The 23,142-nt window shown below is 50.0% G+C and carries 21 protein-coding genes and 1 riboswitch; of the genes, 20 read left to right on the top strand and 1 reads right to left on the bottom strand.

Going from position 1 to position 23,142, the window contains the following annotated elements; genetic code table 11:
- Window positions 1-21: 21 nt before the first annotated feature.
- From NYR52_RS09475 to NYR52_RS09445, 7 genes are all read left to right on the top strand, one after another.
- Window positions 22-819: a TIGR00282 family metallophosphoesterase gene (locus tag NYR52_RS09475; protein WP_022737613.1), complete on the top strand. Its 798-nt coding sequence runs from the start codon at window positions 22-24 to the stop codon at window positions 817-819.
- Between the two features lie 121 nt (window positions 820-940).
- Entirely contained in the window at window positions 941-1,201 is a 261-nt protein-coding gene (locus NYR52_RS09470; protein ID WP_022737614.1) for a stage V sporulation protein S, read from the top strand.
- A gap of 75 nt (window positions 1,202-1,276) precedes the next feature.
- The gene (locus NYR52_RS09465) at window positions 1,277-2,224 is read left to right on the top strand and encodes a dipeptidase (protein ID WP_259435541.1); all 948 of its coding nucleotides are present in this window, start codon (window positions 1,277-1,279) and stop codon (window positions 2,222-2,224) included.
- A 245-nt stretch (window positions 2,225-2,469) separates the two neighbouring features.
- Window positions 2,470-4,230 (top strand): 2-oxoacid:acceptor oxidoreductase subunit alpha, encoded by a 1,761-nt coding sequence (locus tag NYR52_RS09460; protein WP_132220792.1) that lies wholly within the window; start codon window positions 2,470-2,472, stop codon window positions 4,228-4,230.
- A complete protein-coding gene (locus NYR52_RS09455) occupies window positions 4,217-5,083 on the top strand; it encodes a 2-oxoacid:ferredoxin oxidoreductase subunit beta (protein ID WP_022737617.1) in 867 nt (288 codons plus the stop codon). Before NYR52_RS09460 ends, NYR52_RS09455 begins: the two co-directional genes overlap by 14 nt.
- Before the next feature lie 67 nt (window positions 5,084-5,150).
- Window positions 5,151-5,885 (top strand): MBL fold metallo-hydrolase, encoded by a 735-nt coding sequence (locus NYR52_RS09450; RefSeq protein ID WP_259435540.1) that lies wholly within the window; start codon window positions 5,151-5,153, stop codon window positions 5,883-5,885.
- A gap of 62 nt (window positions 5,886-5,947) precedes the next feature.
- Window positions 5,948-6,048: riboswitch (purine riboswitch) on the top strand.
- Between the two features lie 93 nt (window positions 6,049-6,141).
- Complete coding sequence (locus tag NYR52_RS09445; protein WP_154986934.1) at window positions 6,142-6,717, top strand: xanthine phosphoribosyltransferase; 576 nt, start codon at window positions 6,142-6,144, stop codon at window positions 6,715-6,717.
- A 421-nt stretch (window positions 6,718-7,138) separates the two neighbouring features.
- Here NYR52_RS09445 and NYR52_RS09440 read toward each other — a convergent pair whose 3' ends face one another.
- Window positions 7,139-7,312, bottom strand: coding sequence for a hypothetical protein (locus NYR52_RS09440; protein WP_259435539.1), 174 nt, complete (start codon window positions 7,310-7,312; stop codon window positions 7,139-7,141).
- Between the two features lie 343 nt (window positions 7,313-7,655).
- On the opposite strand from NYR52_RS09440, the gene miaB reads away from it, so the two are divergent.
- The 13 genes from miaB (at window position 7,656) to NYR52_RS09375 (ending at window position 22,749) form a co-directional block, all read left to right on the top strand.
- Window positions 7,656-9,134 carry a tRNA (N6-isopentenyl adenosine(37)-C2)-methylthiotransferase MiaB gene (miaB, locus tag NYR52_RS09435; RefSeq protein WP_259435538.1) on the top strand — a complete coding sequence of 493 codons (1,479 nt, stop codon included), beginning with the start codon at window positions 7,656-7,658 and terminating at the stop codon, window positions 9,132-9,134.
- Window position 9,135: 1 nt separating this feature from the next.
- Window positions 9,136-9,540, top strand: a complete 405-nt coding sequence (locus NYR52_RS09430; RefSeq protein WP_029072008.1) for a YlbF/YmcA family competence regulator — start codon at window positions 9,136-9,138, stop codon at window positions 9,538-9,540.
- Window positions 9,541-9,644: 104 nt separating this feature from the next.
- Complete coding sequence (gene cotE / locus NYR52_RS09425; RefSeq protein WP_259435537.1) at window positions 9,645-10,223, top strand: outer spore coat protein CotE; 579 nt, start codon at window positions 9,645-9,647, stop codon at window positions 10,221-10,223.
- 159 nt (window positions 10,224-10,382) lie between these two features.
- Complete coding sequence (locus tag NYR52_RS09420; protein WP_132220782.1) at window positions 10,383-11,783, top strand: putative amidoligase domain-containing protein; 1,401 nt, start codon at window positions 10,383-10,385, stop codon at window positions 11,781-11,783.
- A 69-nt stretch (window positions 11,784-11,852) separates the two neighbouring features.
- On the top strand, window positions 11,853-14,522 hold the full coding sequence (mutS, locus tag NYR52_RS09415) for a DNA mismatch repair protein MutS (protein WP_259435536.1): 2,670 nt from the start codon (window positions 11,853-11,855) through the stop codon (window positions 14,520-14,522).
- Window positions 14,523-14,550: 28 nt separating this feature from the next.
- Entirely contained in the window at window positions 14,551-16,554 is a 2,004-nt protein-coding gene (mutL, locus tag NYR52_RS09410; RefSeq protein ID WP_132220778.1) for a DNA mismatch repair endonuclease MutL, read from the top strand.
- A gap of 4 nt (window positions 16,555-16,558) precedes the next feature.
- Window positions 16,559-17,341, top strand: coding sequence for a class I SAM-dependent methyltransferase (locus tag NYR52_RS09405; protein WP_132220776.1), 783 nt, complete (start codon window positions 16,559-16,561; stop codon window positions 17,339-17,341).
- Window positions 17,338-18,267, top strand: coding sequence for a tRNA (adenosine(37)-N6)-dimethylallyltransferase MiaA (miaA, locus tag NYR52_RS09400; RefSeq protein ID WP_132220774.1), 930 nt, complete (start codon window positions 17,338-17,340; stop codon window positions 18,265-18,267). Before NYR52_RS09405 ends, miaA begins: the two co-directional genes overlap by 4 nt.
- Window positions 18,268-18,312: 45 nt before the next feature.
- Window positions 18,313-18,555: an RNA chaperone Hfq gene (gene hfq / locus NYR52_RS09395; RefSeq protein ID WP_022737628.1), complete on the top strand. Its 243-nt coding sequence runs from the start codon at window positions 18,313-18,315 to the stop codon at window positions 18,553-18,555.
- Between the two features lie 118 nt (window positions 18,556-18,673).
- On the top strand, window positions 18,674-19,672 hold the full coding sequence (locus NYR52_RS09390; RefSeq protein ID WP_132220772.1) for an AAA family ATPase: 999 nt from the start codon (window positions 18,674-18,676) through the stop codon (window positions 19,670-19,672).
- 17 nt (window positions 19,673-19,689) lie between these two features.
- Complete coding sequence (hflX, locus tag NYR52_RS09385) at window positions 19,690-20,952, top strand: GTPase HflX (protein ID WP_375163199.1); 1,263 nt, start codon at window positions 19,690-19,692, stop codon at window positions 20,950-20,952.
- A gap of 28 nt (window positions 20,953-20,980) precedes the next feature.
- On the top strand, window positions 20,981-22,264 hold the full coding sequence (locus NYR52_RS09380; protein ID WP_132220768.1) for a methionine gamma-lyase family protein: 1,284 nt from the start codon (window positions 20,981-20,983) through the stop codon (window positions 22,262-22,264).
- The gene (locus tag NYR52_RS09375; protein WP_022737632.1) at window positions 22,264-22,749 is read left to right on the top strand and encodes a DUF456 domain-containing protein; all 486 of its coding nucleotides are present in this window, start codon (window positions 22,264-22,266) and stop codon (window positions 22,747-22,749) included. The genes NYR52_RS09380 and NYR52_RS09375 overlap by 1 nt, the downstream gene beginning before the upstream one ends.
- The last annotated feature ends 393 nt before the right edge of the window (window positions 22,750-23,142 follow it).

Below are 23,142 nucleotides of genomic sequence, written 5' to 3'. Positions count from 1 at the left end.
GTTTGGAGGCTCAAACCATATATGAGAGTATTAATGATCGGCGATGTAGTGGGCAACATTGGTCGCCAAACACTAAAGACATATTTACCAAAACTGAAGCAAATGTACTCACCTGATGCGATTGTGGTTAACGGTGAAAACGCGGCCGCCAACGGACGTGGCATTCAACGCGCGATTGTGCGCGAATGGCTCGATGCCGGGATCGACTGTGTCACACTGGGAAACCATGCTTGGGGGCAAGGGGAAGTCTTTGACTTTATCGATGAGGAAGCCCATTTGATCCGACCAGCGAACTTTCCGAAAGGCACCCCTGGAAAAGGCATGACTGTCTTGTCTACAAAAGGGGGGAAGCTGGCGGTGATCAACTTGATGGGAAGAGCGTATATGGAATCGGCGCTTGATTGCCCGTTCCGCACCGCCGACCGCCTGTTGCAACAACTTTCTCACAATACTTATATCCTGATCGATTTTCACGCGGAGACAACGTCTGAAAAACAGGCATTTGCCTGGTATGTCGATGGCAGAGTGTCAGCGGTGGTTGGCACGCACACCCATGTGCAGACAGCGGATGAAAAGATTCTGCCCAAAGGGACGGGATATTTGACAGATGTGGGCATGGTGGGCCCATACGACAGCGTGATCGGGATGGAAAGAACAGCGGTAATCAAACGATTTGTCACGCAACTACCTGTGCGCTTTGAAGTGGCGAAGGGCAGAACGCAATTTAATGCCGTATTATTTGACTTTGATAAAGAAACAAAGAAAGCGAAAAAAATTAAACGGATTCGGATAGATGATGATATGCCTCTTATCGGTTGATTATAAATAAATTTATTTATGATTTTTTACCGGTATCTATGTAAATTAGAAGGAATTTTTATGTGTGGGTCGAATAGGATAGAAGTAGTGGACTCACTTCAACCATCGAGGAGGTACCTTCATGGAAGTATTAAAAGTTTCAGCAAAATCCAATCCGAATTCTGTTGCTGGTGCACTCGCCGGGGTCTTGCGTGAACGTGGTCAAGCAGAGATGCAAGCAATTGGCGCAGGGGCGCTAAATCAAGCTGTCAAAGCAGTTGCGATTGCACGAGGGTTTGTCGCGCCGAGTGGAATTGATCTTATCTGCATTCCAGCCTTTACGGATATTGTGATCGATGGTGAAGAGCGTACCGCGATTAAATTAATCGTGGAACCTCGATAATTTATGGAAACAATATATTCAAAAAAACCTGTTTATTTATATAGACAGGTTTTTTTTTAAGTGGAGGGAAATGGGATGAGATGGATAGATGGTCATTGCGACGTGTTGAGTAAAATGTGGCGCGATCCCCAGTACCGTACTTTTTACGATCAAGGGTCTCCGTTGGACAGTTCTTATCATTGTTTGCGTGAGGCGGGTGTGGCCATGCAAGTGTTTGCCGTGTGGACGCCGGAGTCGGTGCCGCGGCAACAACGCTTGGCTGTGGCGCTCAAAGAGATCGATTTTTTTTATGAGGAAGTGGTTCGGGATGGTTCGCGGGTTTTCTTGGTCACCGACGGAGGACAAATGGATGAATGCGGACATGGGCGCATCGGGGCGCTGTTACTGTTGGAGGGGGCAGACGCCTTGCATGGGGACTTGGCCAATCTACGCTTGTTTCACCGGCTCGGCGTGCGGCAAATGGGGTTGACCTGGAATTTTGCCAATGAGGTAGCTGACGGCATCTATGAAGAGCGCGGTGGGGGATTGACGCGGTTTGGGCGTCAAGTGATTATAGAGATGAAGCGGCTGGGGATGATCTTGGATGTTTCCCATCTATCTGACAGAGGGTTTTGGGAAGTGATTGAGGAAACAGGCTTGCCCATTCTCGCTTCACATTCCAATTGCCGAACGGTGTGCGCACATAAACGCAACTTAGGAGATGAGCAGATCGAAGCGCTCATCCAACGCCAAGGATTGATCGGGGTCACGTTTGTGCCGGAGTTTGTACACGATTGCGCGGCTGAGGCTACGATCGACCAAGTGCTCCGTCATGTTGAGCATATTTGCACCCTTGGGGGAGCGGATCATCTGTTTTTTGGCTCAGACTTTGACGGGTTTGCCAACAAGTTGCCCGGATTGGAGAGCTACAACCGCCTTCCGCAATTGGTGGAAGCCTTGTCAAAAAGGTATGGAGACGATCTCGTCCGCAAGTGGGGCTGGGAGAATGGCAAACAGTTTTACCAGAGACATTTGTCCCCATAAAAAAGCGTAAAAAAAGACGTGAGGTGGATCTCCTTTTCGCAAAAAGCACCAGATGATTAAAAAAAAGAGAAATTGGGTTGTAAGCGGGCTTTACCCGGTTGCTTTTTAATGGGTAGAGGACTAGAATTAATACATGAAAATGCTATCACTCACAAGGAAGCGTTATTCCGTCTTCTTCTTTGTGAAGAGGGTTGCAAATTTCTTATTATTGTGTAGTGTGTGGCAGGATTAAAGGAGATGAGTTCATGGTTAAGCAGCTTTCGTGGAAAGTGGGCGGACAGCAGGGGGAAGGTATCGACAGTGCGGGGGAAACCTTGTCGACCGCACTAAATCGCAAGGGCTATTATCTATACGGTTACAGGCACTTCTCCTCACGCATCAAAGGCGGGCATTCCAATACCAAGATTCGCATCAGCACAAGCCCGGTTCGCTCCATTTCCGACGAGCTGGATATTCTTGTTGCATTTGACCAAGAAACAATTGACTTAAATGCGCATGAGTTGATTGCAGATGGTGTGATCTTGGCTGATGCCAAATTTAATCCAACCGTTCCGGAGGGAGTCACTGCACACCTTCTCGCAGTTCCATTCACCAAAATTGCGGAAGAAGTTGGCATGGCCCAAATGAAAAACATGGTGGCCGTGGGTGCTTCCATCGCATTGCTGGGACTGTCGGTTGACGCCTTTAAAGATGTGATCGAAGAAAGATTCGCCAGAAAAGGGCAAAAAGTAGTAGACAAAAATATGGAAGCGATCACAAAAGGCCATGAGTATGTGCAAGAGCAGATCGGCAACACCATTACAAAGTTCCGCTTAGATCCATCTGATGGCAAAAAGCGCTTATATATGATCGGAAATGATGCCATTGCGTTGGGAGCGGTCGCTGCAGGTGCGCGTTTGATGGCGGCATATCCAATTACGCCGTCTTCTGAAATCATGGAATACCTCATCAAAAAGTTGCCTGAGCTCGGTGGTACAGTAGTGCAAACCGAGGACGAGATCGCTGCGATGACGATGGTGATCGGCGCCAACTATGGTGGTGTGCGTGCGTTGACGGCGTCTGCCGGACCGGGGCTCTCCTTGATGACTGAAGCGATCGGCCTCGCCGGAATGACTGAAACGCCAGCTGTCATCGTCAATACCCAGCGCGGGGGTCCAAGCACCGGGTTGCCGACCAAGCAGGAGCAAAGTGACGTATTGGCCATGCTTTACAGCACTCACGGGGAAATTCCGAAAATCGTGTTGGCTCCGAGCACGGTGGAAGAGTGCTTCTATGACACGATTCAAGCCTTCAACTTGGCGGAGCAATATCAATGTCCGGTTATTATCTTGTCGGACTTGGCGCTTTCCCTCGGTAAGCAAACCGTCAATCCGCTTGACTATGATCGGATCGAAATCAAGCGCGGAAAATTGGTTGACTGGAACGAAGAGTTGCCGCCACTTGAAAATTCACAGCTGTTCCCGCGTTACGAATTCACGGAAGACGGCATTTCTCGCCGCGTTCTGCCAGGGAAAAAAGACGGCTTGCATCATGTGACCGGGGTAGAACACGATGAAACGGGGCGTCCATCGGAAAATCCGCTCAATCGTAAACGGATGATGGATAAACGCTTGTCCAAGTTGAGCAATGGCATCGACTTCGACACCCCTGTATTCCTGGATGCGCAACATGACGAGGCAGATCTTCTGATCGTGGGCTTCAATTCCACCCGCGGCACGATCACGGAAGCAAAAGAGCGGTTGGAAGAAGAAGGATTGAAAGTGAATCATGCCCACATCCGCCAAATTTTGCCTTTCCCGACGGAGATCATGCAACAGCAAATCCAAAAGGCGAAAAAAGTGTTGGTTGTAGAAAATAACGCGACAGGACAATTGACCAATCTGATCAAAATGCATGTAGGATTCGCCGAGAAATTAGTTCACTATGGCAAATACGATGGAAATCCATTCTTGCCATCTGAAATTTACAAACAATGTAAGGAGCTGTTGGTTCATGGCCACATTTAAAGATTTTCGCAACAAAGTAAAGCCCAACTGGTGCCCAGGTTGTGGTGATTTCTCTGTGTTGGCCGCCATGCAGCGTGCTTTCGCCAATCTTGGGTTGGAACCGCATGATGTTGCAGTCGTTTCGGGAATTGGTTGTTCAGGACGCATCTCAGGTTATGTGAATGCATATGGCTTGCACGGTGTGCATGGTCGTGCCTTGCCAATCGCCCAAGGCTTGAAGCTCGCTAACCGCGATTTGACGGTGGTTGCCGCTGGTGGTGACGGAGATGGTTTTGCGATCGGGATGGGACATACTGTTCACTCGATCCGCCGGAATGTGGACATCACCTACATCGTGATGGATAACCAAGTGTACGGATTGACCAAAGGACAAACTTCGCCCCGCAGTGAGATGGGTTTCAAAACCAAGAGTACGCCAAGTGGTTCGATTGAATCGGCCATCCATCCGATGGAAATGGCGTTGACAGTGGGAGCCGGATTCGTGGCGCAATCGGTTTCCAGCGATTTGAAGCAATTGACCCACGTTATTGAAGAAGGTATCAAACACAAAGGGTTCTCTTTGATCAACGTTTACAGCCCATGTGTTACCTACAACAAAGTCAACACGTATGACTGGTTCAAGGAGAATCTCGTAAACCTGGACAACGACGAGAATTACGACGCCTCCAACCGTTCCATGGCTATGCAGAAGTTGATGGAACATCACGGCCTGGTGACAGGTATTATCTATCAAAACAAAGAGCGCAAATCCTACGAAGAGATGATCAAAGGGTTCAAAGAAGAGCCGCTCTCTAAGCAGGATTTGATGCTTGATCGTGAGCACTTTGATAAATTAGTGGCTGAGTTTGCATAATAAGTAGAAAAACCACTTCCTTGCCTTGGGGAGTGGTTTCTTCTTACAAAGGAGGCGGCTTTCGACCATGCGGTGGACTGTGCTGGGATGTTATTCCCCTTATCCGGCGCCGGGTGGGGCGACATTGGGGTATTTGTTGGAAGCGGATCAAAAGCGCATCCTAATCGATTGTGGTAGTGGTGTGTTGGCACAACTGGCCAAAATGATGCCGATTCATGAACTGGATGCTGTGTTTTTATCCCATTTGCATCATGACCATATCTCCGATTTCTTTGTCTTGCAATACGCGTTGTTGGTTGCTAGCAACCAGCAAAAACGAAAGCGTCCCCTGCCTGTATGGGCGCCAGCGGAACCCGCCCATTGGTACGCAAAGCTGAGTTATCAAAACTTGATCGACAAACGGCCGATAGGAACAGAGTCGGTCAGCATAGGCAAGCTCACATTTAGCTTTCATCGCACCGACCACGCCATTCCGTGTTATGCCATTCGCATTTCCGACGGGGAAAAAACGATTTTGTATGGCGCTGATGCTGGTCCGAAAACGGATTGGTTGGCGATGGGGAGAAAGCCGGATCTGTTTGTGTGCGAGGCGACGTATCTACATCAGGAGCTACCGGCGCATCCCATAGGGCATTTGTCCGCCAAACAAGCAGCGGAAGCCGGCGTGGCGCTTCAAGCCAAGCGATTACTGTTGACCCATTTGTATCCGGAACGAGACCCTGAGCCGCTCGGAGAGGAAGCGCAAGCCGTGTTCCCTGGTCCCTGCCAGGTCAGCCGGATCGGCATGCAAATAGATGTTTGAATCATGCCTTCGATAATTTTTTGATAGCTAGAATGGACAGGGTCAGATATAATTTGTTTATTGATTAAAATGAAGATGTCCCTCATATAATCGCAAGAATTGGCTTGCGAGTTTCTACCGGATGACCGTAAATCATCCGACTACGAGTGGGCAAAAAGGCAAAGACGGGTGCGTCTTTGTCTTTTTCCATGGAGAGAAAGCCTAGGTCGTTGGCTCACTCACCGAAGGGGCTTTTGCTGTGGGAGGAGAAGCTGTTATGCAATTGTTGAAAGAGAAGATACGCCAAGAAGGAAAGGCGTTATCATCCGAAATTTTAAAGGTGGACTCATTTTTAAATCATCAAATTGATCCGGAGTTGATGCAAGCGATTGGCCAAGAATTTGCACGCCGATTCGCCAATGATGGCATCACGCGGATATTGACGATCGAATCGTCGGGGATCGCCCCGTCGGTCATGGCCGGATTGGCATTAGGTGTTCCGGTTGTCTTCGCCCGCAAGCGCAAATCCTTGACATTGCAAGAGGATTTTTATGAAGCCAAGGTGCATTCGTTCACCAAACAACAAACTAACACCATCGTAGTCTCCAAAGCGCATTTGGTTGCAACGGACAAGGTGTTGGTGATTGATGATTTCTTGGCCAATGGACAAGCGGCGGAAGGATTGATTGATATTGTCCAACAAGCCGGAGCGACGCTCGCCGGAGTTGGGATTGTGATAGAAAAATCGTTCCAAGAAGGCGGCGACCGGTTGAGAAGAAAGGGGATACGAGTAGAATCATTGGCTTCCGTTGCGGCGTTGGCGGAGGGAAAAGTGACGTTTGCCGGGGAGTGAGCGAACAAGCCCAGTTTCTGTGTTATGCAGAAGCTGGGCTTGCTTATGTGTGCAGTTTGGTTATGACGAACCGATTCGCGACAGGGAGGCGATTTTTAATCTCTGGCCAATCCTCGCGTGTCAGTCCATAGATAACGGCATTACGGACCGTGCCATTATATAACTTGCGTTCGTTGCGGATAAGCCCTTCTTTGCGCACGCCCAATTTCTCGATGGCCCGTTGGGCGAGAAGGTTTCGCTCATCTGTTTAAAACAAGCCCCGGTTTTTCAAAGGCATTGAAACAAGAGGTATTTGCATTCAGTGTTGATTCCCGTCCCCTGCGCGCAAGGGGCGTAATAGGTGTGGCCGATCTCCGTCGTCAATCGGTCAGTGCACAGATCATACAGACAGGTGGCACCCATGATTGAGTTGGTTAAGGAGTCAATCACGACAAATGGAAGCATGGTTCACATTGCGCTTCATGTCCTCCAATGAAGCCATGGGGGTGATCATGTAATCACAAAGATGGGGAGAGTCCTTGATGATGCTGTACAGAGGTTCTGCGTGTGTTGGTTGCAATAGGTGGAGTGCATAGCGCCAGCCGATTAATTGCATCGTATCACCTTCCGGTTCAAATATGTGTGAATAGCTACAAGGTTATTTTGCATAAATCAGAGGCAGTGTACGGCTTTTAACTATCATCATAAACAAGTTTGCTTTGCAGACTTGCTGAATTAGGTCAAGTACAGCAGTATGAGGTGATTCGCAGCGGGGACCTTGAAATTGGCAAGTTGTATGACTTGCCGAAAATGGCGAATATAGGAGAATTCATTGATCTAGTTGCACAGATCAGGTATAATAACTTAGTTAAATGAGCACTTTATGATCATTTTGAGCCGTGATGGCTCTTGGCATAGAACACAGGATCTTAAGTTTGTTCAGAAAGGATGGACACGACATGGGCAAACAAGTGAAAGATTACAGCCAATATTTTGTCGCGCCAGATTTGAAACAGGCCAAAAAACGGGGCAAAGAGGATGTACAGGTACTCCAATTTGAGCAAATCCCGGAAAACATGCGCTCTGTGGGAAAAGGCAAAAAATACATGATTGAGACGTACGGATGCCAGATGAATGTCCATGATAGCGAGACGATTGCCGGGATTTTGGAAGAAATGAGTTATACCCGCACCAATCGTGAAGAGGAAGCAGACATCATCCTCCTCAACACTTGCGCGATTCGTGAAAACGCGGAGGACAAAGTGTTTGGAGAATTGGGCCGTTTAAAGCAACTCAAGCTGGAAAACCCGGATCTGATTTTGGGTGTTTGCGGTTGCATGTCTCAAGAAGAGGTGGTTGTGAACCGTATCCTACAGAGTTACCAGCATGTTGACTTGGTTTTTGGTACGCATAACATCCACCGCTTGCCTGTTTTGCTTCAAAATGCGCTCTTCTCCAAGGAAATGGTGATCGAAGTTTGGTCTAAAGAGGGCGACGTCGTTGAAAACATGCCAAAAGTACGTGAAGATGGTTTGCGCGCTTGGGTGAACATCATGTACGGTTGTGACAAGTTCTGCACGTACTGTATTGTTCCATATACGCGGGGGAAAGAGAGAAGCCGCCGTCCAGAGGATGTGTTAAACGAAATCCGCGAATTGGCGCGCAAAGGTTATCAAGAAGTGACGTTGCTGGGGCAAAACGTCAACGCATACGGTAAGGACTTTGAAGACATCGATTACACCTTTGCCCATCTCATGGATGATGTTCGTAAGATCGGTATTCCGCGCGTGCGCTTCACCACAAGCCACCCGCGCGATTTTGACGATCATCTCGTTGAAGTGCTGGCAAAACGGGGGAATTTGGTGGAGCACATCCACTTGCCAGTGCAATCGGGCAGTTCCGAGGTCTTGAAGCTGATGGCCCGTAAATACACTCGCGAGCAGTATCTGGAACTTGTCCGCAAAATCAAGGAAGCGATCCCAGATGTGGTGCTGACGACGGACATCATCGTCGGATTCCCAGGTGAAACGGATGAACAATTTGAAGAAACCTTGTCCTTGGTGAAAGAAGTGGAATACGATTCGGCCTTCACCTTCATCTACTCTCCACGAGAAGGCACACCGGCGGCCAAGATGAAAGACGATGTGCCGATGGAAGTGAAGAAAGCACGCCTACAACGCCTGAATGAAGTGCAAAATGAAATTAGCCGCCGCAAGAACGAAGCGTTGCGCGGCAAAATCGTAGAAGTGTTGGTTGAAGGGGAAAGCAAAAAGAATCCGGATGTGCTCTCTGGACGCACTCGCACCAATAAGTTGGTAAACTTCAACGGTCCGAAGCACCTCATTGGGAAGATGGTACACGTACGGATCGATGAACCGCAAACTTGGACGCTAAAAGGCGTTTGGGTTGATCAGGAGTCCCGTGTGGTGGGTGGTTGAGATGTCAAGACACGCGATCTTGTCCGAAGCACGCAACTTCGCTGCCTTGTTGGAGCGCAGTGCAGAAGTGAAACGCTTTCGGGATGCGGAGAGGCAAGTGAACCAAAGCGATGCAGTGCAACAGACGATCGCATCCATTAAGCGCAAGCAAAAAGAGCTGGTTCATGCGAAGCATTATCAGAAGCCGGAGTACAGCCGTTTGCTTGAGCAAGAGCTGGAAAAATTGAATGGACATTTGAATCATTTGCCTATCGTGCGCGAATACCAACAGGCGCAAGTAGAGGTTAACGGCTTGTTGCAGACGATCCAGCAAGTGATCGCCGACACTGTCTCCCAAAAAATCGACGTGGAGACGGGTGGGGAGACAGCTAGCGGTTGCGGCGGAGGAGCTTGCAGTTGCCGCTAAAAAAAGACAACCCTGTGGAGAATTTCCACAGGGTTTTTTTTGCACTCTAGACACTTGCCCTGCATACACTTGTTATTGAACGATGATTGGAGGAGGGAAGGAGATTGTCTAATACAGATAGACCAGTTGAATACCGCCAGATTTTGACCAAAGCGGTATGCGGAAAAGGTCGGAAATTTTCTCAGATGTCGCATTCTATTCAGCCGCCAGACAATATTGACACCATTCTTGGTGCTTGGGTTATCAATCACAACTATGATTGCCACAAAGTGGGAGAGGCCGTCGAAGTACGAGGCAGTTACGACATCAATATTTGGTATTCGACCAAAGGGAATACCAAAACAGATGTTATGCAAGAAACCGTCTATTATACGGAACAGGTACCCCTCACATTTTATGATCGCAACACCCGCGAGGCATCTGTTTCCGTGTCTGCGGCGGTGACGCAAGCACCCAATTGTATTGAAGCGTCCATTGCCTCCCACAAAGACGGAGTGACGGTTCGGGTCGAAAAGGAGTTTTTGGTTGAATTGACAGGTGAAACCAAAGTGTGCGTTCCGGTGTATCCGCTCGAGTACGCCGAAGGCGATGAAAAAGACGTGTACGAAGGAATCAGTGGAGACGCAGAAGACGATTTTCATGATCTTGATCCCAATCTGGTTATTGATGAACTGGAAGATTAATCTGTCTTGCGGCTGCTGGCGATTTTGCCAGGAGCTTTTTTATTTGCCCAGACAAGACAGTGGAAAAAAGACTAACCAATTTAATGCAGGTGACATATGATAACAGCATAAAATTTCCTCGAACAGCGACGGCGCGGGATAGAGAAAGGGGAAAGCTTCATGGTAGCCGCCACCCTTCCTTACGAATCGATAAAAAATGATGAAGAATTGAGAAAGCTGGTTTTGGACGGGGATCGAACGCTCGTTCCTTCGATTGCTTTGCAACTGCCGCAAGCGCCGCAGTTATCCAAAGCGATGCTGACTTTGAATGAGGAGCAACAGGTGGAACGGGCAATTCAGCCGCGTGTGCGAAGAGAGCAGCTTCAATTGCATGGTATCGCGGTAAATGATAAGTTCAAATTTGTGAGGGAGTATCTTTTTTTCATATTTCAGACCGAAGTGTTGACTGCATATTGTTCCACGGAACAAACCGTGTGGTTGGCCAATCACCAACAAAAGCGAACACGGTATCGGCGGGTAAAAGAACAGGATCGGCCGCGTGAGTACCGTCGGGCTAAACTGTTGGCTACCCGCACGATTTATGCATTGGGACTGGATTACGGCATGGTCAAAGTCGGTGCGGTCAGCGGTGGCAAACTTGTCGTTGCAGGCCTCACAGTGACGCCTTCGTTGGGTGAGGATGGAATCAAAAGCTTCCTCAACGCATTGAAAGGTTATGTTGCTCAGTGTGTCGAGCCGAAACCGGAACCGGAGCAAATCGTGTTGGGGGCCGATCCGGAATTTGTAATGGTTGGACCCGACGGAAAATTGGTCATCGCCTCCGAACTGATACCGGTGCGGGGGGAGATCGGCTGCGATGCGATTTGGTTGGGGGAAGACCGTGGCAAGAAGCCGCTGTTTGAATTGAGGCCCACACCTACCTCCGACCCGAAAACCATGGTGATGAGCATTTATCGCCTGCTGACCAAACTGGCCAGGAAGACGAGGCATATCCAGGGAAAATGGCTAGCTGGGGGAATGCCTTGGAGCGGTTTTCCTTTAGGGGGGCATATTCATTACAGCGGCATCAAGCCAAACTTTAAACTGTTTCGGGCATTGGATAACTATATGGCTCTTTTGTTTGTGATTGCCGAAGATGTGAAAGGAATCGACCGCAGGCCGAAATACGGCTATTTGGGAGATTATCGGTTTCAGCCGCATGGGGGATTCGAATATCGTACGCCGCCGAGCTGGTTGGTCTCCCCTACATTGACCAAAGGGGTGTTCGCCCTGGCCAAATTGATCGCTTGCAATTACCGCACCCTTCCTTATTTCCCGTTGCAAGACCCAGAAATCCAGCGCGCTTATTATATGGGCCGCAAAGCGTTGATCTACCGCTGGTTGCCCAACTTATGGGAAAAGCTGAAGAAATGCGCTGATTATGAGTTATACAAAAAGCCGTTGGATGACTTGTTCCATTATCTCCTATCCGGTGAAACATGGGATGAGACACAAGATTTCCGCAAAGTTTGGTACCTGCCTCCATATCAGCAGGCGCTTGTCAGGAAAAAAACTTTGTGAACAAATGGGATGACTCCAGATTTTCATGTTAAAATAGGTGAATGAAAAATATATGCGGAGGAAGAGACCATGTCGCAATATACTCCGATGATGCAACAGTATTTATCGATAAAGGCACAATATCCTGATGCCTTTTTATTTTTTCGCCTCGGCGATTTTTATGAAATGTTTTTTTCTGATGCTGAAAAGGCAGCGGAAGAGCTGGAGATTACGTTAACCAGCCGAGATGGGGGAAAAGAGCGGATTCCCATGTGTGGGGTTCCCTATCATTCGGCGCATACGTATGTGGAAAAGTTGATCGAAAAAGGGTATAAAGTGGCGATATGTGAACAAGTGGAAAATCCGGCGGCGGCCAAAGGGGTGGTGAAACGGGAAGTGGTTCGAGTTATTACTCCCGGCACCATCATTGAAGAGAACATGCTGGTTGAGCAAGAAAACAATTTCTTGCTCGCACTTGCCGGTTTCGGTGGAACGATGGCGCTCGCTGCGGCGGATCTGTCCACGGGGGAATGCCATGTCACCGAATTGTCAGGTTCATTGGATTGGATTATTGATGAAGCGGCCAGCTATGAGCCCAAAGAAGTTTTGCTCGATGAGGGATTGCATGGGAATGATGCCTTCCGTGAAGCGCTGTCGGGCAGATGCAAATGTTTGGTGAATCCGCTCACCCTGGAAAAGCTGGTTGAACAAGAATTGGCGGAAGAGCTGCCGGAGCAATTTGCCAATTTCCATGAGGTTTGCACGTCCGAGCCCTTGCGGCGCGTACTCAGCATGTTGTTTGCCTATCTGAAGCAGACCCAAAAGCGTACCCTGGGGCACTTGCGTCGTTTGCGCCGGTATGATGCCAAACAATTCATGATGCTGGATGAAGCGGCACGGCGCAATCTCGAATTAACGCGGACACTGGGTGAAGGCAAAAAACGGGGTTCCCTGCTGTGGTTGCTTGACCAAACAGCAACGGCCATGGGGAGCCGTCTGCTTCGTAAGTGGTTGGACAAGCCCCTGTTGAACGTATCGGACATCAAGCGGCGCCAAGACACAGTAGCAGCGTTTTTGTCAGATTTCATCCTGCTGGATGAAGCGCGCGAGATGTTAAAGCAAGTGTATGATTTGGAGCGCCTTGCAGCACGGATTTCGTTTGGCTCAGCCAATGCGAGGGACCTGACCAATGTGAAGCGTTCATTAAGTGTCATCCCTCACTTGCGCGAGCGATTGATGCGGTCGGATCATGATGAATTGGCCGCGTTGGGTGAGCAGATGGATGAGTGCCAGGCACTCCGGGAGTTGATTGACCGCGCAATTGTGGATGAACCCCCTGTTTCCGTCAAAGAAGGCGGCATCATGCGGGAAGGATACCATGCTGATCTGGATCAATTGCGCGCCATCCAAAAAGACGGCAAAAGTTGGATTGCGCAGTTGGAACAGCAAGAACGGGAAGCGACGGGCATCAAGTCGTTGAAAATCGGGTATAACCGGGTATTCGGTTACTATATCGAAGTGACAAAATCCAATTTGCAGCATGTACCAGAGCGGTATCAACGGAAGCAGACCCTGGCCAATGCGGAACGGTTTGTGACCCCCGAGTTGAAGGAACGGGAGCAATTGATTTTGAACGCCGCCGAAAAATCGGTGGAAATGGAATATGAGCTGTTCACAGAAGTGCGCAACCAAGTGGCGCAAGAGGTGACCCGTTTGCAACATTTGGCGGAGAAGGTGGCTGAAATCGATGTGCTACAAGCTTTTGCCATCATCGCCCAAAAATATCGGTACGTGAGACCGGAAGTTCATCAAGCGGATCGCCTGCATATCAAACAGGGACGTCATCCAGTGGTGGAGGCGGCCACAAATGTGGATGACTTTGTGGCCAACGATGTGACTCTGGATGGAGATAAACGGCAAATCTTGCTGATTACCGGACCAAACATGGCTGGTAAAAGCACCTATATGCGCCAAGTGGCTTTGATCACGCTGATGAGCCAGATCGGAAGTTATGTGCCGGCGGAATACGCTGAAGTTTCCATTGTAGATCGCATTTTCACCCGCATCGGTGCGGCGGATGACCTGATTGGCGGGCGCAGTACCTTTATGGTGGAGATGGCTGAAACGTGCCATGCCTTGCGGGAAGCGACCTCCCGTAGCCTGATTTTGCTCGATGAAGTGGGGCGGGGTACGTCCACTTATGATGGGATGGCTTTGGCGCACGCCATTGTGGAATACATCCACGACCATATCGGGGCGAAGACATTGTTCTCCACACATTACCATGAGTTGACGGAACTGGAGCGGCAACTAGCCCGATTGGTCAATGTACATGCCCAATGCATTGAGAAGGACGGCAAAGTAGTCTTTCTGCACCGGATCGTCCCCGGCGGGGCGGACAAAAGTTACGGTATTCATGTTGCTGAATTGGCAGGTTTGCCGCAGCCGGTGATCCATCGTGCCAAAGAGATATTAGGGGAATTGGAAGGGCGCTTTCACGCTTCGCCGGAACCTGCCGACCCCAAACCGGATGATTCCGCCCAGCTGTCATTGTTTGACTACGCGGCCAAAACTACTTCGCCTGCGAAAAATGAAACGGCTAACCATGTGGCTGAGTCAGAGCAAGGGAACGGCACGACCACGGCGCTTTTGTCGGCTAAGGAGCAAGAAATCATTGAAGCATTGCGGCAATGGGACTTGATGATGAAGAACCCATTTGAGTGCATGCAATTTTTATATGAATTGAAACAGAAATTGTAACTGATCAGTGAGGAAGGAGGGCGAAAGCGTGGGCAGAATCCAAGTGTTGGACGATCATTTGGCCAACCAGATAGCTGCGGGAGAAGTGGTTGAACGGCCGGCTTCAATTGTGAAAGAGTTGGTGGAAAACGCAATTGATGCGGAGGCGACCCGTATCCAGATTCACATCGAAGAAGGCGGCATTTCCTTAATCCGTGTCTCTGACAACGGAATCGGGATGGATCGAGAAGATGCGATCTTGGCCTTCTCCCGGCATGCGACAAGCAAAATCAAGCGCGAACGGGACCTGTTTTCGATCAAAACCCTGGGCTTTCGCGGTGAAGCCATGCCCAGCATCGCCTCGGTTGCGCGGGTGACTCTGACCACGGCCCATGATCCTTCGCAACTGGCGACAGTGGTGCGGATCGAAGGAGGCGAACTCCTCTCAGTTGAGGATGCCTCCCGCTCCCAAGGGACAGATGTGGTGGTAAAAGAGCTTTTTTACAATACACCGGCTCGTTTGAAGTACCTGAAAACGGTCAACACTGAGGTTAGCCATGTGGCGGATGTTGTCGGACGGCTGGCCTTGGCCCATCCACATATCTCTTTTGCACTTAGCCATAATCAACGGGAGCTGTTTCGCACGAGTGGTGACGGCAAGTTGCTGCATGTGCTGCACGCCCTGTACGGCAAGCAGGTGGCGAGCCGGATGGTGGCGTTTGCGGGGGAAGACGCGGACTTTGCCATCGCGGGTTATGTGACCAAACCGGAAATCACTCGTTCCACTCGTTCCTATCTATCCACCGTGTTAAATGGCCGGTTTGTTCGTTCCATACCGATTACACAAGCCATTTTGCGCGCCTATGGCACATTGTTGCCGAATGGACGTTATCCCATCGGTGTGCTGACGGTGCAGATGGACCCCAAATTGGTTGATGTAAATGTGCATCCCGCTAAATTGGAAGTGCGGTTAAGTAAGGAAAAAGAGTGTTGCCGGTTGGTAGAGGAAGCGATCACGCAGGCGTTCAAAGCGGAGCGGTTTGTGCCGGGCGCGATGGGGAGTGTAGGGCAAGCTCGGATCAAAACGACGGTTGTCCAGGACGAGCTCTCGTGGGAGAAGATGGAGGCACCGCCGTCCAAATCAATAAACAAGCCTATTTATCCGCCCCTACAACCGAGCGGGGATCGGGTGATGGAGGCCAGTACGAGCGATGCTGGTGACTTGGAAAAGGTGCCACAACCGCTCCAGACGCGCGGGCAGGAATCTTTCAGACAGGAAAAGTTGGTAGCAGAGGAGCCAAAGCCGCTCACATTCACACCGCCGCGACCGCCTAGCGCTCCGTCACAACCCGCTTACCAGTCAGCTTTGACCTCGTTTGCCAAACGTGAAGAAGCTGCGCCCGCTCCTTCGGTTGCGCAGGTGGAAGAAACGGAATGGACGGAATCGGCGGAGACTGATTCCACATCCCCGCGTTTGCCGGAAATGGAGCCGTTGGCGCAGGTGCACGGCACTTATATAGTGGCCCAATCCAAAGATGGCTTTTATCTGATTGACCAACATGCGGCGCATGAGCGCATCTATTATGAGATTTATTCACGCAAATTGGGCGAAGAAAATACCAAGCAATACCCCTTGCTCATTCCGTTGACGATTGAGTGTTCGCCCGCGGAAGCTGAGCTGTTGGAAGCCAAATTGGCGTATTTGCGGCAGTGGGGGTTGGAAATGGAGCCTTTTGGGGGAACGACGTTTGTTGTCCGAGCCTATCCCACTTGGTTTCCACGAGAAGACGCGGAGAGCCTGGTTCACGAAATCATTGAGTGGCTGAAGGAGCATGGCAAAGTGGATACGGGTGCGCTGCGTGATGCGACGGCCAAGATGATGTCCTGCAAAGCGGCGATCAAAGCGAATCGGCATTTGCGCCGTGATGAGATGGAAACCTTGTTGGTGCAGTTGAACCAATGCGAAAATCCGTTCACTTGCCCGCATGGCCGTCCCATTTTTGTTCATTTCTCCAGCTATGAGTTAGAAAAAATGTTTAAGCGAGTGATGTAGAACCGTGTTTGTGACAACGTCTTTTCATCCAGGAACGAAAGAAATCCAAGAAGCCCGGTATCTGTCTGCATTGTTGGGAATTCCCTATGTGATGCGGGAACGTCATTCGCTGCCTGATTTGTTTGCACAAACGGGTGAATCTCGGGCGGTCATTGTGACGAAACAGGGATGGCGGGTGGAGGAGGAACAAGGTCAGCCTTTTTTCTTTCATCCCAGTATGTCCGCGCTCAGGATCAAGCAGTTGTTGAATGGAGATTCCGATGCGATGGTGGAATGTGCGGGGCTTAAGCCGGGAGACCGCGTACTTGATTGCACCTTGGGCATGGGCGCGGACGCCGTTGTAGCGGCTCATGTCGTGGGAGATGAGGGACAAGTGGTGGCTCTTGAAAGCCAGCCGGTGATTGCTGCTATCGTAAAACATGGCCTAAAAACGTATGAGACCGATCGCAAAGCCTTGCACCGTGCATTGCGGCGGGTCGAAGTGGTTCAGGCGGATTATCGAACCTATCTGCCATTATGCCAAGATAATTCGTTTGATGTGGTGATGTTCGATCCGATGTTCCGGGAGACGGTACAGGCTTCAAATGCCATCCAACAGTTGAAACCGTTGGCCAATCCAGAACCGTTGGATGAGCGCTCTGTCCGGGAAGCGATCCGAGTGGCGAAGCGTGCCGTATTGCTGAAGGAACGGCCCAAGGGAGGAGAATTCGCCCGGCTCGGGTTTGAGATTGTCAAGTCCTCTTCTAGCTTTGCTTGGGGTGTGATTCGAAAGGGGGGAGTCCAATGAAGCCACAGGTGTTGGTGATCGCTGGACCCACCGCTGTCGGAAAAACGGCGCTCAGCATCAAGCTGGCCAAACAATTTAATGGTGAAATCATCTCAGGGGATTCAATGCAGGTATATCGGGGTATGGATATAGGGACAGCCAAAGTCACACCTGAAGAGCAAGAAGGTATCCCGCACCATCTCATTGACATCATCGATCCAGATACCTCTTTTTCCGTTCAGGAATATCAGAAGTTGGCGCGGCAGAAAATCGACGAGGTTCATGAGCGGGGTCGCCTTCCCATGCTAGTGGGGGGAACAGGATTATATATCGAAGCGGTGATGTATGATTATGACATGCCAAAGGTCCCTGAGAATCAGGCCTTGCGCCAAGAATTGGGCAGACTCGCCGCTGAGCAGGGTGGCGAAGTGTTGCATGCTCGCTTGCAAGAGATCGATCCCGAGACGGCCAAAAAATTGCATCCCAATGACATTCGACGTATGATTCGCGCGTTAGAGGTCTATGATGTTACTGGTATTCCTTTTTCCCAGTTGAAGGGAAGAGGCACCTCTCCATATGATGCGTGCTGGATTGGTTTGACGATGCCGCGTGAGCTTTTATATGAACGGATCAATAAGCGCGTCGATCTGATGCTGGAACAAGGACTGGTCGAAGAAGTCAAGAGGTTAAAGGAGAAAGGGTACGGCCTCGGTTTGACTTCAATGCAAGCCATTGGGTATAAGGAAATCATGGCTTATCTGTCAGGGCAATTAACGTTGGAGGAAGCGGTGCATCTGATTAAGCAAGGTTCGCGCAAGTACGCCAAACGCCAGTTATCTTGGTTTCGCCGTTATGGGGAGATGCACTGGTTCGATGTGACGAATAGGGAATGTTTTGCAGAAATTCAGAGCTTGGTTGCAGGAAAGTGCCATTTGGCTAGAGAATAGAGTACAATAATGTAAAATGTTAAAATTACATAGGAGGTACGGATTTTGAAACAATCCATCAACATTCAAGATACATTTCTCAACCAAATTCGCAAAGAATCGGTTCCCGTCACCATCTATTTGGTAAACGGATTTCAGCTTCGCGGGGTGATTCGCGGCTTTGATAATTTTACCATAGTGATTGACAGCGAAGGTAAACAACAAATGGTTTACAAGCATGCAATCTCCACGTTTACTCCCGCTCGTCCGGTATCTCTGATGCCGTCTGATGAAAGCAAAGAAGGCTGAGCCCCTTTTAAGCTGCTGAATCTTTCAGCAGCTTTTTTCAGTCCTCTGACGGGATTCACCCATTTCTGGGCGGGTGCGTATACATAAAAAAGCATCAGACCACAGAGAGGTGAACCGGATGGGGAGAAGGGTTTACACCGGAACCGCAAAACATCAGATACATGTTGTGTTTGATCATCGCCAACAATGCCGCCAAACTGCAGCCCCGGCTTCTGTCGTGGAATCAGCCCGTGAAACGGAGGGGCCACTAAAAGCGTGCTTGGATCAATTGAACGAATTGGTCGGACTGACTAAGGTAAAAGAGTTTGTGACGGAGATATACGCTTGGCTGGAAGTGAGCAAACGTCGCCAAGCGGCCGGTTTGGCAACAGACCAGCAAGTGTTGCACATGATTTTTGCCGGTGAACCAGGTACGGGGAAAACGACTGTGGCCCGCATCATCGGCAAGTTGTTCAAAGAGATGGGCGTTTTGTCCAAAGGGCATTTGATTGAAGTGGAGCGGGCAGATTTGGTTGGCGAATATATCGGTCACACGGCGCAAAAAACGCGTGAACACGTGCGCCGGGCATTGGGCGGCATTTTGTTTATCGATGAGGCTTATTCCTTGGCGCGCGGCGGGGACAAGGATTTTGGCAAGGAAGCGATCGACACCCTGGTAAAATCAATGGAAGATCATAAAAATGATTTCATTCTCATTTTGGCGGGTTATTCTCATGAGATGGGACAATTTTTGCGGCTTAACCCAGGATTGCCGTCTCGGTTTCCCATCCAACTCACTTTTCCGCCGTTCACGTTGGCTGAGTTGATGGAAATCGCGGACAATATGGTGCGTGAGCGGGAATACCGGTTATCCTTCGCTTTCAAAGAGAAGCTGAAAAAACACTTGCAGGAGGAGCGGCTGAGAAATCGGAACCATTTTGGCAATGCTCGCCATGTCCGTAATTTGATCGAACAGGCGGCCCGCCATCAGGCCGTTCGTCTGTTGCGTGCCAAGCACGCGAGCCGCGATGATCTGATGACGCTCAGAAGCGAAGACCTGCAAATAGAGTCCGGTTCGCAGAATGGGTTCAAGGCTTCGTGGTATAATGAGAAAATCCATGATTCACTCACTGTCTGAGAAAGGAATGAAGTAGGATAGAAACGGTGCAAAACAGCGAAAAAGAAAAGGCAATTCTTGTTGGATGCGGTCCCAAACGAAATGAATGGGAACTGTTATCCACGTTGGAAGAGCTGGGACGCTTGGCGGAAACATCTGCAGCCGAAGTGATCGGTCAAGCGGTGCAATTTCGCGACCGCCTTGACCCGGCTTGGTTGATTGGCAAAGGAAAAGCGGAAGAAGTGGCGAAAATGGCGGAAGAGCGGGAAGCGGATCTGGTGATTTTTGATCACGAGCTGAGTCCGGCGCAGATCCGCAATCTGGAGCGGCTGTTACCCTGCAAAGTGATTGACCGCACACAGTTGATTCTCGACATTTTCGCACAACGCGCCCAGACCAAAGAAGGACGGATTCAAGTGGAGCTGGCGCAGTTGGAATACATGTTGCCCCGCTTGGCGGGCCGTGGGAAAGAGTTGTCGCGCCTTGGTGGGGGCATTGGTACTCGCGGACCGGGTGAGAAGAAATTGGAAACAGATCGTCGGCACATCCACCGACAAATCCGCGACTTGAAGAAACAATTGGAAGAAGTGAAAAAACATCGCCGTTTGCATTCGGAGCGGCGCAAAAAAAACGAAGTGGTTCAAGTCGCCTTGGTTGGCTACACCAACGCGGGCAAATCCACTTTGCTCAATCGGTTGACAGGAGCAGAGGTGTTGGCTGAAAACAAATTATTTGCCACACTGGATCCCACTTCGCGCATGCTTGAGTTGCCTTCAGGCCAACAAGTGATCTTGACGGACACGGTCGGTTTTATCCGCAATTTGCCTCATCATCTCGTGGCCGCTTTCCGCTCTACGCTGGAACAAGTGCGGGAAGCGGATCTCTTGTTGCATGTGGTTGACGCGGCGCACCCTGAAGCGGCCGAACAGATTGCGGCGGTGGAGAAGGTGTTGGAAGAGTTGCAGGCGACGGACATTCCCACCTTGATGGTGCTCAACAAAGCGGATTTGTTGGATGGGCAAGGTATCGAACCCGATGGGCGGGAGATCGTTCGCATTTCCGCGTTGCGGGAGGAAGATTTGGACAAATTGAAGAGGAAAATCGAAAACTTGCTCCATTCCAAGCCCATGACTGTCCATCTGAAAATCCCGATTGAGCGGGGAGATCTTCTTTCTGCTTTGCATCGGATGGCAGAAGTTGTTTCTGCCAAGGCAAATGACGCATTCATGGAGATAGAGTGCCGCTTGACGGACAAACAGTTGGAGAAATTGCCGTCAGAATTGAAACAGCAAGTTACTTAGAAATTTAATCAATAGGAATGATGAATCAGTGTATAACCAGTTGCGACATGGACAATGGATCGAAAAGAAAGTAGCTGCCGTCGAGGAGAAAATCGCTCCTGTGCTCAAACGGATCGAACGAAACGTCGATCGGCAGCAGTGGAAAACGCTGGCCGCATACCGTGAGCATGGGGTGAGCGAAATTCATCTTCAGGCTTCAACAGGATACGGGTATGACGATTTGGGGCGAGAGACATTTGAAAAAGTGTTCGCCTCCCTGTTTGGTGCGGAGCAAGCGTTAGTGCGACCCAACATCATTTCGGGCACGCATGCAATCGCCGCTTGTTTATACGGAGTGTTGCGCCCAGGAGATGAGTTGATCTATTTGACGGGCCGCCCTTATGACACATTGCACCAAGTAATTGGAAAAGAATGCGATGGATCGGGATCACTGGCGGATTTAGGCATCTCCTATCGGGAGATCCCGTTGACCTCTGCGGGTCGAATCGATTGGGTTGCTTTTCGGGAAGCGGTAAGCGCGCGCACTCGTATGATCGGTATTCAGCGGTCACGAGGATATGCGGACCGCCCTTCCTTTACCATCGCGGACATCCGGGACATGGTTGAGCGGGTGCGTGAGATTTGTCCTGAAGCGGTTATTTTCGTTGACAATTGTTACGGCGAATTTGTAGAGGAGGTCGAACCGACTCAGGTGGGCGCCGATTTGGTTGCCGGCTCGTTGATCAAAAACCCCGGCGGCGGTTTGGCCAAATCAGGTGGATATATCGCCGGTAAAGCCAAATGGGTGGAGCGGGCAGCTTCTCGTTTGGTTGCGCCAGGGATTGGCGTTGAAGGCGGGGCGACGCACGGGTATATGCGCGATTATTATCAAGGGTTGTTTTTGGCACCGCATGTGGTGGGTGAAGCCCTTAAAGGTGCGGTGTTCGCGGCAGCTTTTTTGGAAGAATTGGGTTTCAAAACCTCCCCATCTTGGGAAGAAACAAGAACGGATATCATACAACAAATCCATTTGGGAAGCGCAGAGTTGTTGGTGGCCTTCTGTCAAGGAATTCAATCGGCTTCCCCCATTGACGCGCACATTCTTCCCGTTCCGTCTGCTATGCCAGGATACCGTGATGAAGTGATCATGGCGGCTGGAACGTTTGTGCAAGGCGCTAGCATTGAGCTTTCGGCGGACGGGCCGCTCAGACCGCCATACATCGCTTATATGCAGGGGGGATTGACGTATTCCCATGTGAAGATCGGCATTGTGCAAGCGCTGGATCACATGGCAGAAACGGGCCACATCGCGTTTGAAAGGGGAAACGAGTAGTGGAATGGCTGTTGTGGGTACTAGTCTTTTTCTTAATCATACTAGGATTCGTTGGGCTAATCGTGCCAGTGTTGCCGGATGTACCGCTGATGGTGGCCGGCTTTGCCGTGTATCATTTCCTGATTGATCGTGGGGAGCAGTTGGGTACCGGGTTTTGGATCACCACGTTGCTGATAGCTGTTTTGTTGATGTTGGTGGACTACATTTCAAGCAGTGTGGCTGTAAAAAAATACGGAGGGTCCACGCTGGCGGTCGTTGCCGCTGTTTTGGGGGTGCTGACGTTTCCGTTTATCATCGGCCCGATCGGCATTATTGTGGGACCCTTTGTCTTGGTTTTCTTGATGGAGCTGGTAATCAAGAGAAATGTCACCGAAGCTTTCAAAGTGGCATATGGCACATTGGTTGGATTTTTAGGCGGGATTTTCGTCAAATTCATAGTGATGTTGGGTTTGGTGATTTGGTTCAGCTTCTTAGTGATTTTTTAAAGAACAAAGCCGTTTCCATTTGGGGGAAACGGCTTTGTTGTTGTTACCAGAGGCTAAGGCAACAAAAAAGAGGACGCTTGCGGAAGCGTCCCATGTGAATGAAAGAGTTGTGTAGGTAAAAACAAAAGGCGCACCATGCAGTGGATGTAAGCCTTTTCATATTTTAAACGATTTTGAGAGGAATTGCATTAAGAAATCATTGCCACCCTTGGATTCAGAATAATCCCAATCACGTGAATCGGTTTGAAAACGGATATCATGTTGCGGAGTGCCTGCGGGAGGGGGATCGGTTTCCATCGGTTAGTGTCGCAAGAGGTGTGCCAGCATTCCTTGGACGCCTTATTCGCATTCCCGCACGCGGGCTATGGTTCGGATTGTCTGCGTAGGCTGCTG

This window comes from Laceyella sacchari (assembly GCF_024927925.1).
GTDB lineage: Bacteria > Bacillota > Bacilli > Thermoactinomycetales > Thermoactinomycetaceae > Laceyella > Laceyella sacchari.
The sequence above is the reverse complement of the archived record's forward strand: the minus strand, read 5'-3'. Positions and strand labels throughout refer to the sequence as shown.

Coding starts and splice junctions, on each gene's coding strand:
- NYR52_RS09440 (WP_259435539.1), bottom strand. CDS start 7,312: ATGCAATTAATCGGCTGGCGCTATGCACTCCACCTATTGCAACCAACA.
- NYR52_RS09465 (WP_259435541.1), top strand. CDS start 1,277: ATGAGATGGATAGATGGTCATTGCGACGTGTTGAGTAAAATGTGGCGC.
- NYR52_RS09460 (WP_132220792.1), top strand. CDS start 2,470: ATGGTTAAGCAGCTTTCGTGGAAAGTGGGCGGACAGCAGGGGGAAGGT.
- mutS (WP_259435536.1), top strand. CDS start 11,853: ATGTCGCAATATACTCCGATGATGCAACAGTATTTATCGATAAAGGCA.
- NYR52_RS09450 (WP_259435540.1), top strand. CDS start 5,151: ATGCGGTGGACTGTGCTGGGATGTTATTCCCCTTATCCGGCGCCGGGT.
- NYR52_RS09390 (WP_132220772.1), top strand. CDS start 18,674: ATGGGGAGAAGGGTTTACACCGGAACCGCAAAACATCAGATACATGTT.
- NYR52_RS09470 (WP_022737614.1), top strand. CDS start 941: ATGGAAGTATTAAAAGTTTCAGCAAAATCCAATCCGAATTCTGTTGCT.
- NYR52_RS09430 (WP_029072008.1), top strand. CDS start 9,136: ATGTCAAGACACGCGATCTTGTCCGAAGCACGCAACTTCGCTGCCTTG.
- miaA (WP_132220774.1), top strand. CDS start 17,338: ATGAAGCCACAGGTGTTGGTGATCGCTGGACCCACCGCTGTCGGAAAA.
- NYR52_RS09455 (WP_022737617.1), top strand. CDS start 4,217: ATGGCCACATTTAAAGATTTTCGCAACAAAGTAAAGCCCAACTGGTGC.
- miaB (WP_259435538.1), top strand. CDS start 7,656: ATGGGCAAACAAGTGAAAGATTACAGCCAATATTTTGTCGCGCCAGAT.
- NYR52_RS09475 (WP_022737613.1), top strand. CDS start 22: ATGAGAGTATTAATGATCGGCGATGTAGTGGGCAACATTGGTCGCCAA.
- NYR52_RS09420 (WP_132220782.1), top strand. CDS start 10,383: ATGGTAGCCGCCACCCTTCCTTACGAATCGATAAAAAATGATGAAGAA.
- NYR52_RS09445 (WP_154986934.1), top strand. CDS start 6,142: ATGCAATTGTTGAAAGAGAAGATACGCCAAGAAGGAAAGGCGTTATCA.